Origin of the sequence: Microbulbifer sp. ARAS458-1 (assembly GCF_045348205.1) — a bacterium.
In the GTDB taxonomy this organism is placed as follows: Bacteria; Pseudomonadota; Gammaproteobacteria; order Pseudomonadales; family Cellvibrionaceae; genus Microbulbifer.
Genome location: NZ_CP155838.1, coordinates 3486653 through 3500405 on the forward strand (window position 1 = coordinate 3486653; position 13753 = coordinate 3500405).

Consider the following 13753-nt stretch of genomic DNA (forward strand, 5'->3'; position numbering starts at 1 on the left):
ATTCTCCAGACCGGCTGGTGGGGCTACTGCGCCTGCAGACAAAAATAGCGCCACATTGCCAAAAACAGGATTTATGTCACAAATCTGACCCGCTCCCAGCATAACTTTGACCAGATAGTTCACCAATTGCCCACACACACTGCGGTTGCTAAGATGCGCGCCTTCTGGCGACCGGTATTACCCCACCGCGCGTGCACGTCTCACCGACGCAGCGGTGCCGGTAACTGGGCATGTTCACTCTGCCACACCATTATTACCGAATGCCGAACTCGGGAACCGTTGGTCACTGACCCGCGTGCCCCGTGAACTTGGACGGATCCGCTTTCCCGATCCACTTTGCTACTTTTGAGCGTTCGCGTTTCCCGGCAAGCCGTCGGCAAACGCCGTCAGCGTTTACAGGAATCCAACCACCATGACCCAGCCTTCCCTCAAGCAGTTGGAACAGCACGACGCCTTTATCCGCCGCCATATCGGCCCGGACGCCGCGCAGACCCAGGCCATGCTCGACACCCTCGGCGTCGCTACCCTGGATGAACTGATTGCAAAGACCGTGCCCGCCGCCATCCGCAAGTCCGATGATCTTGCCCTGGCCGACGCGGTAGACGAGCAGGAAGCGCTCGCGGAACTGAAAGCCCTGGCCAAACGCAACAAGATCTTCCGCACCTATATCGGTATGGGCTATCACGACACCATCACCCCCAACGTGATCCTGCGCAATGTGCTGGAAAACCCGGGTTGGTACACCGCCTATACCCCCTACCAGCCGGAAATCGCTCAGGGTCGCCTGGAAGGCCTACTGAACTTCCAGCAGATGATCATGGACCTCACCGGCATGGAACTGGCCAATGCCTCCATGCTGGACGAAGGCACCGCCGCCGCTGAAGCCATGGCCATGTGCAAACGCCAGGCAAAGCGCAACAAATCCAATGTCTTCTTTGTGGACGCAGACTGCCATCCGCAGACGATCGCCGTGGTACAGACCCGCGCCGAACACTTCGGGTTTGAAGTGGTTGTCGGCAACCCGGAAACCGAGCTGCCAGAAGAACTGTTCGGTGCCCTGTTCCAGTACCCGGGCTCCACCGGTGTGGTGCGGGATCTGAGCGACCTGATCGCCAAGGTGCACGAAGCCAACGCGCTGGTCACCGTCGCCGCAGATCTGATGAGCCTGGTGGCCCTGAAAGCGCCGGGCACCATGGGCGCAGATGTGGTGGTCGGCTGCAACCAGCGCTTCGGTATCCCCATGGGTTACGGCGGTCCGCACGCCGGCTTCTTCGCCTTCCGTGAAGCCTACAAACGCTCCGCCCCCGGCCGTATCATCGGCGTATCCGTAGACAGCAAAGGCAAGCGTGCCCTGCGTATGGCCATGCAGACTCGCGAGCAACATATCCGCCGCGAAAAGGCCAACTCCAACATCTGTACCTCTCAGGTATTGCTGGCGGTGATGAGCGCTTTCTACGCGATCTACCACGGCCCCGAAGGCCTCAAAACCATCGCCGCGCGCATCCAGCGCCTCACCGATATTCTCGCCGCCGGCCTGACAGAAAAGGGCCTGAGCCTGACCCACGACAGCTGGTTCGATACCCTCACCGTTGCCGTGGGCGACAAGCAGTCTGAAATTTTTGATCGCGCTATCGCGGCAGAAATCAACCTGCGCAAAGTGGGCAGCGATGCTCTCGGCATCAGCCTGAACGAAACCACCAAGCTGGCGGACGTCTCCGAACTGTTGAACATCTTCGCCGGCACCGACCACGGTCTGGATCTGGAGAAGATCGACAGCGAACTCTCCGCCAAGGGTGTTGCCGGCGTACCGGCCAACCTGCAGCGCGACACCGACTTTATGACCCACCCGGTGTTCAACACGCATCATTCCGAAACCGAAATGCTGCGTTACCTGAAGACCCTGGAGTCCAAGGACATCGCCCTGAACCACAGCATGATTCCGCTGGGCTCCTGCACCATGAAGCTGAACGCCACCGCGGAAATGATCCCGGTGACCTGGCCAGAATTTGGCAAGCTGCATCCGTTCGCCCCCGCCGACCAGGCCGAAGGCTACCGCGAGATGTTCAAACAACTGGAAGCCATGCTGGCGGAATGTACGGGTTACGACGCCGTAAGCCTGCAGCCGAACGCTGGCTCCCAGGGTGAATACGCGGGCCTGGTCGCGATCAAGAAATATCTGGAAGCAAAAGGCGAAGGCCAGCGCAATATCTGCTTGATCCCCGCCTCTGCCCACGGTACCAACCCAGCATCGGCCATGATGGTAAGCATGAAGGTGGTAGTGGTTGCCTGTGACAACAAGGGCAACGTGGACGTGACCGACCTGAAAGCGAAGATCGAGGAGCACGGCGACCGTATCGCCGCGCTGATGGTCACTTACCCATCCACCCACGGTGTGTTCGAGGAAGGTATTCGCGAGATCTGCGAGCTGGTCCACAACGCCGGTGGCCAGGTGTACATCGACGGCGCCAACATGAATGCCCTGATCGGTGTCGCGGCTCCTGGCAAGTTCGGTGGTGACGTATCTCACCTGAACCTGCACAAGACCTTCTGTATCCCCCACGGTGGCGGCGGCCCCGGCATGGGTCCGATCGCCGTTGGCGAGCACCTGAAGCCCTACCTGGCCGGCCACCCGGTGACCGAAGTACCGGGCAACGATCCGGTCAACGGTACTATTTCCGCAGCCCCCTGGGGTTCCGCCAGCATTCTGCCGATCAGCTGGATGTATATCCGCATGATGGGTAAACAGGGTATGAAACTGGCCACCGAGACCGCGATCCTGAACGCCAACTATGTGGCCAAGAAACTGAGTGAGCACTACCCGCTGCTGTACAAAGGCAGCAACGGTTTTGTCGCCCACGAGTGTCTGATCGACCTGCGCCCGTTAAAAGAAACCAGCGGAATCACCGAAGAAGACATTGCCAAGCGCCTGATGGACTTCGGTTTCCACGCGCCTACCATGTCCTTCCCGGTAGCGGGCACCCTGATGATCGAGCCCACCGAGTCCGAAGCCCAGGAAGAGCTGGACCGCTTCGTGGAAGCCATGACAACTATCCGCCAGGAAGCGGAAGACGTGGCCAACGGAAAATACTCTGCAGAGGACAACCCCCTGCACAACGCGCCACACACCCAAGACGACGTGATGAGCGACGAGTGGACTCACCCCTACAGTCGCGAAGTCGCCGGCCGCCCCGCCCCGTGGTTGAAGCACCACAAGGTCTGGCCCGCGTCCAACCGGATCGACAATGTGTATGGGGACCGCAACCTGATCTGTTCCTGCCCACCGGTTGAGAGTTATATGGACTGAGTCCGGGACGACAGGCACAAAAAAGCCGGAGCAATGCTCCGGCTTTTTTGTTCGCGCCTACTAATAGCTAAAAGCACAAAATAATCATGCGGGGACTAACGGACGATTCCGGTACCAGTGATTTACCCGCAAAGCCAGAGCGATAATGCCGAGACTAATCGCCACCGTAGCACCACTTACGTACTCACTGCTGAGCGCCCCCAGAAAACCGGATTCCGGAACGGTGTCGGTGTGCTGGTAGCTGGCCGCTGCCATCCCCGTGTAATGCATGCCGCACACCGCAATCCCCATCACCAGTGCACTGCCAAATTTTTGCCACGAACCATGCAGATGGAACGCCATCCACAGTGCCGCAAATGACGCCGCCACCGCGATAAGTACGGAAATAATCAGAATATTCAGATCATACTCGATTTCCGCCGGCATCAGCATGGCGTCCATCCCCATGTAGTGCATACCAGCCACCGCGGCCCCCATAAAGACAGAGGTCGGCATCAGCTTTTCCAGGGTAAAGCGCCGTGCGCCGAGAATCGCGAGACCTGCGGTACAGGCGGCTACCGCAATGACGATTGAGAGCAGGGTTTTAAACACGTCGTAAGACATGGGCATATGCGACTCGAGCGCCAGCATACCCACAAAATGCATGGACCAGATGGCGCCCCCGCCCATCGCCAGACCGGCAAAAGCGATAGCCCGCCAGCGGTCGGCCTTGAGGATCGCCTCGCGGATGCCGGTAACCAGCTGTAGCGCTGCAAACGATCCCAAAACGGAAATTGCGTAAGAAAGAACAACCAGTGGCAGGCTGTACTGATCAAACATTAAGTTTTCTCCCTAAAAATTTAGTGCCGAGGCGAAAAGCCGCGGATTATAGGGAGGGCAAAATGTGACCGTCGGGCCTTAACAGTTCTTTACGCTAAACTGGTCGACCAGATGAACGGAATGCCAATATGGAGATTTTAACGCCAAAGCCGGAGCATGGCTCCGGCTATCTAGGTTGGGAGGCTAGCGACTGTCAGATAGCGAGCTCTTCTCGCTGGCGACGGCGGTGGCTGCCAATGGCCAGGGTCAGCACCAACGAAGTGGTCACAACCAGGAAGATGCTGATACCCAGGTATTCACCACCCAATGAGCCTGCGAACCACGCCTCATTGACAATATTGGTGTGCTCATAGCGCGCGGCCGCCATACCGGTGTAGTGCATGCCGCAAACGGCCACGCCCATCAGCAGGGAACTACCGATCATCTGCAATTTCCCACGCATATGAAATGCCATCCACAAAGCGGCACAGGATGCGATTACACCAATAATTACCGAGATAATCAGAATGTTCAGGTTATAGGAAACTTCCATGGGCATAATCATTGCCGCCATCCCCATATAATGCATACCGGCTACACCGCAACCCATAAAGATCCCGGCGGGCAAAAGCTTGTCAAAGCTGAATAACCCAATACCCGCGATACCAAGACCAACAGAGCAAGCGGCCATTGCAATAAACGCGGACAGTACGGTCAGAAATACGTCGTATGTCACCGACATCCCCATGTCGTAAGCCAACATGGCGATAAAGTGCATCGTCCAAATAGCGCCACCGCCCATTGCGGCACCCGCTTTGATAATCGCCTTTTTCTTTTCAGCCTCATCCCGCGCAGCCGGAATTGCCACCGCCAGCTGTAACGCAGTAAATGAGCCTAATACTGCAACCAAAAATGAAAGCCCTACGAGCACTGGATTATATTCTGCGACCATTTCCCTTCCCCATCTTAGGATTTATTTTTCAATCGAAAACGTAACGAACAACCCTGTTAAAAACCGGTCAATCAACCACCTCAAACACACACTCAGAGGCGCCCTCACTCCGACACTGCACTTCCCGGACAACCACCCGACTGCTCGCTCCCGATTCATGCAGCAGCCCCTGCAGGAAACCACAGAAAAAGTCACCATTGCGGCAATGTGATCCCGGAAGACAGAATGGATTGTTTTTCACGTGCACCGCAAAATCGTGCGTTTCCGCGGGCAGTAAGGCACGCAGAGCCGGTTGCGCAATCTGGCGCAGCGCACTTTTTAGATCCAGTTGGCCGCCCAGAGCGTAATCCCGCTTGTATACCCAGGCTCCGACACGTACCCCGATAAACTTCAGGCTGGGGCCCCATTGCGCGTCGCTGACCTGCTGCTGTAGCTCCAGCAGTTGTGGGAAAATTTTCGGGTAGCTTTTTGCAAGCTTGGGTAACACCGGCTCAACGATGCTGATATCCGGTGTGGAAGCCGCAGGTTTTTTACGAGGTGTCGCCGCTGCCTGCGCCGCCCTTGGTGTAGCCGCAGGTGCCCTGCGCGCCGTGGCACTGTGGCCCTGTTGTACACCCGGGCTAGTTACAGGGTTTGCCTGCACGGAAGGCGAGTGGTCAGCCTCGAAACCGGTGACCAGAGGATGGGAACTCAACTGGTCTTCCAGTTCGAGCAGCCGGCCCTTGTCTCCACTCAGTTTTAACCACAATTGCACACCAGTGGGGGTCGACATCATGCGCTGACGATGTAAGGTAAAACCGCACGCAATAACAACACTCCCCATTTCCCGCAATAAGCCATCTTTGATGTCAGAAAATACGGTTACTTCAATATCCATATTGCCGCCTGTTTCTTTTAATAATCTTTTTACTTCGCGTTAATCGCTATTTTTATTACTGCATCCGGTAATGACACGGGGCCATACCTGTGACCGGAAAATACGTTCGATTCAAAAAGAAATGACTTTACGGTGTTAACCAGTTCACTAATTTAATAATTAGTTATAGCACTTATTTCCTATTTTTTAGTCCGGACTCAAGCGGTCGTCAAATCAATGGATAAATAAGGCCAGAGTGAACGAGGAGAACAGGGAGGAAACGAAATGACCAAGCAGTCCATTGTGACTATCTATTAGCTACAAATGGTTACAAACGGTTAAAGAGGCAACAACCTAACTAAATTAGCGCCAATTTTTGATGGGAAGCGATGCCTGAAATTCGCAAAATAATCACTATAAAAATTATGAAAGCCGCGAAACCATCCTAACGGGGTACACGGCGCGAAACCCTATTGATAGGAATATCTCTCCTAATGAAAAAAGTGACAATCACCCCTATAGATTTTAACTATTAAAGTATTTGGCAGTTGCAGAAAAGCCTTCAAATAGAGCAATTCTTAACCGGGGAAAATTCTATCGCGGGGGGAAGGCATGGATATGGCGACAGAAGAAGCACGCAAGGGTCGAGCAATATTGGTTTAAAATTCTAAAAATCTCGATAAGAATGATTGGAATAGCGTCCAATAACATATTATTGGGAAATAATTCTATCTTGTCGCGAATTTCATTGTCTGGTTTTTAGGCAGCCATTTGGCAGATGGTCAACCTCAGCTACCGCGATCATCTCACGGCAGCATCCCGACATTCCCCCCTCACCTCGCCACCCAGCTGAGACACCACGCGATCGATCACAAAGTAACCGTCCCGACAGAAGCCGGTTTCCCGCAATTTCAATTCCATCGCGTAATCAAAATCCACACGCTGACCGCGGCCGGCACGCCCGCGCCCCAGGTCCTGTTGTCGTACCATACCTCCGCGCATTTGCGGGCTCTCGGTATAAGGCCCCCGAAGCTGCGGCGCAGCCATTTCCAGGGAATAGGTAAAACGTTTGGACCCATTTGCCGCGATCTCGGTGTGGAACGATTCTTTCAAACCGGGGTTTGGTGCTGTGGGCTCACTGGCACAACCGGCCAAAATTAAAGCTGAAAATGCGATTGCGCAACGAGTAACCACAATAACTCCCCATTCAAATTTATCTCGACAAGCATCATCCCGGACCAGGATCGGAATCCAGCTCACATGCGGAGTAAACACTCTACAGAATTGGATAGCGATATTCGCCGGTATGACGCCATCTAATGGCCTAATGGCTATTTAAAGACTACGGTACGGTTACCGTGAATAAAGACCCGCTCTTCCAATACCAGCTGCAGTGCCCGGCTCAGCACCTGTTTTTCCACATCCCGGCCAGCGCTGGCCATCGATTCCGCAGAGTAACCATGATCCACATGGATAATGTCCTGCTCAATAATCGGCCCCTCATCCAGATCATCCGTCACAAAGTGCGCGGTAGCGCCAATAATCTTCACACCGCGCTCAAATGCCTGCTGGTAAGGCTTTGCCCCGATAAACGCGGGCAAAAAAGAATGGTGGATATTAATGATACGGCTCTTGAAGTGCGCAACGAACTGCGGCGTAAGTACCCGCATATATTTCGCCAGGATCAGATAATCGGGATCATAGCGGTCAACCAGCTCGGTGACCTTTGCTTCGTGTTGAGCCCGTTCCAGGTTATCGGCAGGCACCCAGTGAAACGGGATATCAAATTTTTCCACAAGCGGCTGCAGCACCTGATGGTTACCGATCACCGCAGCGATCTCCACATCGAGAGCGCCGGAATAACACTTCATCAAAATATCACCGAGGCAATGGGATTCCTTGGTGACCATCAACACCAGCCGCTTGCGACCGCTGGCCACGAGCTTGCGTGAAGCGCCCTCGGGCAATGTCAGATCGAGGTCTTCCAGCAGGGTGACATCGTTGAAAATGCCCTCCAGCGCCGTGCGCATAAAGAAACGCCCCTGCGCCCGGTCCACAAACTCGTCGTTCTTGGTGATATTCAATTGGTGCTTGTAGCAGATGTTGGTGATCTTAGCGATCAAGCCCTTCGCATCCGGGCAGTCCGTTAGCAGTATCTTCTTTTCCATCGTCAAAAATCAGACTAATTGTTCAGAGGGCTGACTATACACTATGCGCATTCCTGTACCTGCCATACAGGGCAAACTTTATACAACTTCGGGGATAGAACCAGGAGAACTATGGATAAGCAACTCTTCGCCGACCATTTGGCCACACTCTGCAAACGCTACGACGATATCCTCGAACAGTGCGGCTTTGACACACTGAATGTCTTCAGCGGTGCACCGACCGTTCAATTCCTCGACGACAACTACTACCCGTTTCGGGTAAATCCCCAGTTCAAGGCTCTGGTACCGGTTACCGACAATCCTCACAGCTGGGTGATCTATCGCCGCGGGCAAAAGCCGAAACTCCTGTTTTATCGCCCGGTAGACTTCTGGCACTACGTCCCTCCCGCTCCCCAGACATTCTGGAGCGATCAGTACGATATCGAACTGCTCTCCAAGCCCGATGAGGCAAAAGCGTTTCTATCCGGGGAGAACGCCGCATTTATCGGAGAAACAGCGCGGTTTGACGGCTGGGAAATTGGCCAGCGCAACCCCCAGCACCTGATCGACCAGCTGCACTGGGCCCGCGCCTACAAAACGCCCTATGAATTCGCCTGCCTGCGCGAGGCCAATCGCATCGCCGTAGGCGCACACCAGGCGGCCGAAGCAGCATTCCGGGCTGGCGCCAGCGAGTTTGAAATCAACCTCGCGTATATGAAAGCCGCCGGGCAAGGCGAGAACACCATGCCTTACGGCAATATTGTCGGCCTGAACGAGCACGGTGCCATCCTGCACTACACCCATCTCTCTACTGAGCCGCTGCCAGAGAGTGAACGCCGCAGCTTCCTGATTGATGCGGGTGCCGACTGCAATGGCTACTGTGCAGACATCACCCGCTCCTACGCCTACCGTGACGGGGAGTTTGGGGACCTGGTCACCGCAATGCACGAGAAAGAAAAGGAACTGGTTGCCGGCCTTACACCAGGAGCCTCCTACCTTGAATTGCACAAAAGCTGTCACCACAAAATCGGCCAGCTACTGCAACAATTCGGCGTGATCAAAACCTCGCCCGAAAGCGCAGTGGAATCCGGCCTCACCGGCACCTTCATGCCCCACGGCCTGGGTCACTTCCTCGGCCTGCAGGTACACGACGTGGGCGGCCACCAGACAGCTCCCGAAGGCGGCACCACTCCACCACCGGCGGAATACCCCTTCCTCCGTACCACGCGCACCATCGAAGAGAACCAGGTTTTTACCATCGAGCCCGGCCTGTACTTTATCGACAGCCTGCTGGCGGAACTGAAAGAGTCCCAACTGGCTGATGAAGTGAACTGGGATAAAGTGGAGAAACTGCGTCCGTTTGGAGGTGTGCGCATCGAAGACAATGTGATCGTGCACGCTGATCGGATTGAAAATATGACGCGAGATTGCTACGGAGAGTGATCTGCCTGTGGGAGCCACCCTGCAGGGCTGGCTCCCACACCCCAACCAATACGTACGTACCAATTTCGTACAAATAATAGCCAAGCCTTATTCTCTTATATATGATTCCTCCCATTCAGATATTCAAAGGGAGTTGAATCATGTTTGCGAATAAAGGCGTCAAACAAAATATCGTGATTGCCGGCAAATCCGCCGGTAAAGTGGTCACCATCACCCCGCAAGCGGAACCCGTTTACAACGAAATCCGCAACCTCGCCAAACAGGGCAACTACTGGGCCCAGATCACCGTCAATGCCCTACACCAACTGACCTCTGGCCGCCTGCACCAGGATAATATCTTTATCAAACCCGGCCCCGTGCATCGCGGTGGCGAGGAAGAGTTCGTGATGATCCTGCCCGGGTGCAAAGTGACTGTGGAGAAGCAATCCAAAGATGCATTCAAGGTTGTCTATTTTGAGGCGGATGCTGGGTATGCGGAGCTGCAAGGCAGCAAGGCAACTGCCGGAATATTTAACGCAAAGCATTCGAAATCGAAATGGACCGCTAAAAAAAGTAGTGATGGAGAAATTCGAAAGGATGAAGGAAGGCTTGTCGCAATATGTGACTCTAGGTACTCCGATCAGAATATTGCTGCCACGACAATCGCTCCTGGAGTCGCCGCGAGCCACTATAGCCCTGAGGTAGGAGAGCGAGATCTCAGAAAGACTGGCTTCGACTTCCACCTTACCCCGGGCTTGGGACGTATCGGAGGCTTAACCAAATTAAAAGATGCAATCAAACCGTATGACAATACGAAGATACATCAGTCGGCAATACTTTTAGCTCGCTCGATGTACAAAGCGAGAAAAATAAAAAATGTCAGCTGGATTGCGGAACGAGGCGGCTCCGCAATTCTTACCCAAGCACTGAAAATATTAGCAGACCAAGGAAAAACACTGCCAGGTCATAATGTATTTCTGTTCGATCCTAAAACCTCTCAAACAAAGGTTATCGAAAACGCACATCGGCTGAAAATGAATGTAGGTAGGAAAATAAGCCGTGTGTCCACATTCAACATTACTGGCGTAATGGGTTCAGCCTCGGCATCGGTATATCGACTCCGACATGAAAAAGGTTACAAAATAGGTCAAACAGTCGGCGATGCAGCTCAACTGGGAGCCCTCTTGGGTACCGGAGCGGGTCTCGCAACGTCTGTTGCCGGAGTAGCTGGAATCAATATCGGAGCTATAGCCGGCGGCGTTGGTGTTGCGGGGGCCGCTGCAGTTCCCGCGATTGGAGCGTTCTTGAAGGCGTTATCACAGGCTAAACCATATATAAAGAATATGAAATCAATTGGGGATGCCGCAATGGCGGTTACAGAAAGTGTTTCACCTCGAATTCACAATAAGATTAAGAGCAAGTTCTAATGCTGGATTTCATAAAGTATTCAAGGTTCAAATTTCGAGATTATAGAAAACCCTGCGTTCCAAAGGGACCTAATTTCTCGTCAGCTAAGACTTACAAATACCGCTTACAGGGAAGCGCTATTTCATTTAAAGCGCCTAAGCAGATTCACTTATTCCGTCCCAATTCCGAACAGTTTACCTCTAACTGGAAAGACGATGACCTACGAGATTTGAAGATCACAGAAATAGATACGTTTAATGATTCGTGGGCTTCTAGTACTATTCTTACTCGAAAATACGCTTTATTCGGACCTTGGTTTACTGGAGAATTGGCCAGAGCAGATCTATTTTTGGCAGCGATATGCCCAGCTAAGGAGCCGAAGAATCTAAATTTTCTACACCCTAGAGCCTTTGAGACTGCGATTTCTGGATATTTAACCGCCGACTATGGTTGTATGAAATCCGAAGATGGCTCTGCAGATTTCAAGGGACCACTTGGCTGGGAACCAATTAGGGGATTCCCTGTTCCTGCGGCCCGTTTTTCAGTAGAGAGTGAGTGCTGGGACAGCCGGAATATACTCTTTTGTTTTCCAGTATCTTCCAACCGAATATTAATGTTTCATTTTAGTTTTGATCAGTCTGCTGCAGGCACATTCGAAGAAGTTGATGCGATCATTAGTCCTGAGCCAGCCCAAAACCTGATTGAAAATATTATCAACAGTATAGAGTTCTCTCCATCTCCAGAGCTAGAAAAGGAGCTGGCCGAGTTACGTAAAACCTGCCCAGACTTATCGGTAAGTAAAGACTTCCCGCCCCTCAAGTGGCCGGCCACGGTTGACGAGACCGGTTTGAATATCGTGGAGCTGAACGCGGAACGCCGAAAGGCATTGGCAGGATAGAAATTACTGGGCTCCTAGATTGCCCGTTGATTTCAGGGTTGATTTTACCGGTGACGTGATATTCAATCATTTTCATGTTTTCCCTAACAAGCATGAACCCAGCTAAAGATGATTGAACTGCGACACCTGAAGGCCCTGGTCACCCTGCGGGAGACCGGCAGTATGGTGCGGGCTGCTGAGCGGTTGCACCTCACCCAGTCTGCCCTGTCCCACCTGTTCAGGGAGATGGAGGAGCGACACGAGCAGGCACTGTTCGTGCGTAAATCCCGCCCACTGCAATTTACCACTGCCGGATTACGTCTGCTGCAGCTGGCCGACGAAGTGCTGCCCCGAGTCGCTGTTGCCCAGCGGGATATCGCCCGGCTCGCCTCCGGCCAGGCTGGGCGATTGAATATTGCTATCGAATGTCACAGTTGTTACCAGTGGCTGATGCCGACCCTGGACGCCTACCGGGACGACTGGCCAGAGGTCGAACTCGACCTGTCCAGCGGCTTCCACTTCGCCCCCCTACCCGCCCTCACCCGTGGCGATCTCGATCTGGTGGTCACCAGTAACCCCGACGATTCACTGAAAGGCATCCACTACGAGCCGCTGTTCAGTTTCGAGATGTGCCTGGCTGTCAGCCGCAAGCACCCACTTGCTGACAAGAAGTGGGTCACACCGGAAGATCTGGAAGATGAAGTGCAGATCACCTATCCGGTAGAACGGGAACGGCTGGATATATTTCAGAACTTTCTCGACCCGGCGGGTGTGGAACCACATTCGGTGCGCACAGCGGAGTTGACGGTGATGATGGTACAGCTGGTAGTGAGTGGGCGCGGTGTGTGCGCGCTTCCAAATTGGGCACTTTACGAATATTTACAGAAAGGTTTGGTGCAACAGCTTAGACTGGGCAAGAGTGGTCTATGGAGTACACTCTATGCGGCCGTGCGCGAAGAGATGCTGGAACAGGCGTTTCTGCAGGATTTTTTCACCACCGCGAGAGATACCTGCTTTGCCAACCTCAATGGCGTGCGCGCAGCAACCACTGGCGTAACCTGAACGATAAAACGAACACCATAAGGGGAAGTTTATGGCCTCCACTCCCAATAGCTGGAGCAAAGCACTCAAAACACTGCACTGGCTGATTGCCTTTTTTATTCTGTTTGCCTGGGCATCCGTCGAGCTGCACGAGTTTTATGAGAAAGGCGACCCCATGCGCGGCTGGTGGATGGTGGTGCATTTCTCTCTGGGCTTTTCAGTACTCTTCCTGGGCCTGTTCCGCCTCTACTGGCGCGCCACCCATGGGCGCCCGACACTCTATGGCAGTGGGCTGCAAAAACCCGTATCGCTACTGGTACAAAGCCTGATGTACATCATCATGATCGGCATGCCCCTGTCCGGGCTGATGATGCGGCAGTTCGCCGGCCGCGATACACCGCTGTTCTGGCTGTTTGACCTGCCGTCTTTCGTGGCAAAAAACACCGACCTCGCCAAGCAACTTGCATTTATCCACAAGGAATTTTTGTGGAATGCACTACTGGTGCTACTGGTACTTCATATCGGCGGGGCCCTGTGGCATCACTTTGTCACCAAAGACAATACCCTGCGGCAGATGTTGCCGTTCGTGAAAACGAAATAGCGGGTAGGAATTTCGGATAAACAAAAAGGGCACCGCAAGCGGTGCCCTTTTTGTTTGGCTGGATACCGGCCTTCGCCGGCATGACGGGAGCCTGCGCCATGACGGGAGCGCGTCATCCCGGACTTGATCCGGGATCCAGATGACTCGAAGTGCGGAGCTTCGCTTCCCTGGATGCCGGCTTTCGCCGGTATGACGGGAGCCTGCGGCATGACGCGAGCGCGTCATCCCGGACTTGATCCGGGATCCAGATGACTCGAAGTGCGGAGCTTCGCTTCCCTGGATACCGGCTTTCGCCGGTATGACGGGAGCCTGCGGCATGACGCGAGCGCGTCATCCCGGACTTGATCC

At 53.9% G+C, this 13753-nt stretch carries 11 protein-coding genes; 6 read left to right on the plus strand and 5 right to left on the minus strand.

The genetic code is table 11. The features are described from left to right. The first annotated feature begins 412 nt into the window (after positions 1-412). Positions 413-3304 carry an aminomethyl-transferring glycine dehydrogenase gene (gcvP, locus tag AAFH99_RS14485; RefSeq protein WP_406828051.1) on the plus strand — a complete coding sequence of 964 codons (2892 nt, stop codon included), beginning with the start codon at positions 413-415 and terminating at the stop codon, positions 3302-3304. An 84-nt stretch (positions 3305-3388) separates the two neighbouring features. Here the strand turns inward: gcvP and AAFH99_RS14490 are convergent, their stop codons facing one another. From AAFH99_RS14490 to purU, 5 genes are all read right to left on the minus strand, one after another. Then, the gene (locus tag AAFH99_RS14490; protein ID WP_406828052.1) at positions 3389-4123 is read right to left on the minus strand and encodes an MHYT domain-containing protein; all 735 of its coding nucleotides are present in this window, start codon (positions 4121-4123) and stop codon (positions 3389-3391) included. A 193-nt stretch (positions 4124-4316) separates the two neighbouring features. Further along, on the minus strand, positions 4317-5012 hold the full coding sequence (locus AAFH99_RS14495) for an MHYT domain-containing protein (protein WP_197023809.1): 696 nt from the start codon (positions 5010-5012) through the stop codon (positions 4317-4319). Between the two features lie 109 nt (positions 5013-5121). After that, positions 5122-5931, minus strand: a complete 810-nt coding sequence (locus AAFH99_RS14500; RefSeq protein ID WP_043318799.1) for a 4-vinyl reductase — start codon at positions 5929-5931, stop codon at positions 5122-5124. Between the two features lie 780 nt (positions 5932-6711). Then, complete coding sequence (locus tag AAFH99_RS14505) at positions 6712-7023, minus strand: hypothetical protein (protein WP_406828053.1); 312 nt, start codon at positions 7021-7023, stop codon at positions 6712-6714. A 218-nt stretch (positions 7024-7241) separates the two neighbouring features. Next, a complete protein-coding gene (gene purU, locus AAFH99_RS14510; protein ID WP_043318802.1) occupies positions 7242-8078 on the minus strand; it encodes a formyltetrahydrofolate deformylase in 837 nt (278 codons plus the stop codon). Positions 8079-8189: 111 nt separating this feature from the next. Here purU and pepQ point away from each other — a divergent pair, with 111 nt between their 5' ends. From pepQ to AAFH99_RS14535, 5 genes are all read left to right on the plus strand, one after another. Further along, positions 8190-9500, plus strand: coding sequence for a Xaa-Pro dipeptidase (gene pepQ / locus AAFH99_RS14515; protein ID WP_406828054.1), 1311 nt, complete (start codon positions 8190-8192; stop codon positions 9498-9500). 140 nt (positions 9501-9640) lie between these two features. Further along, positions 9641-10906, plus strand: coding sequence for a hypothetical protein (locus tag AAFH99_RS14520; RefSeq protein ID WP_406828055.1), 1266 nt, complete (start codon positions 9641-9643; stop codon positions 10904-10906). Continuing rightward, entirely contained in the window at positions 10906-11784 is an 879-nt protein-coding gene (locus AAFH99_RS14525) for a hypothetical protein (protein ID WP_156035240.1), read from the plus strand. Before AAFH99_RS14520 ends, AAFH99_RS14525 begins: the two co-directional genes overlap by 1 nt. Positions 11785-11892: 108 nt before the next feature. Next, on the plus strand, positions 11893-12825 hold the full coding sequence (locus AAFH99_RS14530; protein WP_043318810.1) for a LysR family transcriptional regulator: 933 nt from the start codon (positions 11893-11895) through the stop codon (positions 12823-12825). 31 nt (positions 12826-12856) lie between these two features. Continuing rightward, positions 12857-13405: a cytochrome b gene (locus AAFH99_RS14535; protein WP_406828056.1), complete on the plus strand. Its 549-nt coding sequence runs from the start codon at positions 12857-12859 to the stop codon at positions 13403-13405. Positions 13406-13753: the final 348 nt, after the last annotated feature.

What these genes read in the sequence shown, in the direction of transcription:
- purU (WP_043318802.1), bottom strand. Translation starts at nt 8,078, where the DNA reads ATGGAAAAGAAGATACTGCTAACGGACTGCCCGGATGCGAAGGGCTTG.
- AAFH99_RS14525 (WP_156035240.1), top strand. Translation starts at nt 10,906, where the DNA reads ATGCTGGATTTCATAAAGTATTCAAGGTTCAAATTTCGAGATTATAGA.
- AAFH99_RS14490 (WP_406828052.1), bottom strand. Translation starts at nt 4,123, where the DNA reads ATGTTTGATCAGTACAGCCTGCCACTGGTTGTTCTTTCTTACGCAATT.
- AAFH99_RS14520 (WP_406828055.1), top strand. Translation starts at nt 9,641, where the DNA reads ATGTTTGCGAATAAAGGCGTCAAACAAAATATCGTGATTGCCGGCAAA.
- AAFH99_RS14500 (WP_043318799.1), bottom strand. Translation starts at nt 5,931, where the DNA reads ATGGATATTGAAGTAACCGTATTTTCTGACATCAAAGATGGCTTATTG.
- pepQ (WP_406828054.1), top strand. Translation starts at nt 8,190, where the DNA reads ATGGATAAGCAACTCTTCGCCGACCATTTGGCCACACTCTGCAAACGC.
- AAFH99_RS14535 (WP_406828056.1), top strand. Translation starts at nt 12,857, where the DNA reads ATGGCCTCCACTCCCAATAGCTGGAGCAAAGCACTCAAAACACTGCAC.
- AAFH99_RS14530 (WP_043318810.1), top strand. Translation starts at nt 11,893, where the DNA reads ATGATTGAACTGCGACACCTGAAGGCCCTGGTCACCCTGCGGGAGACC.
- gcvP (WP_406828051.1), top strand. Translation starts at nt 413, where the DNA reads ATGACCCAGCCTTCCCTCAAGCAGTTGGAACAGCACGACGCCTTTATC.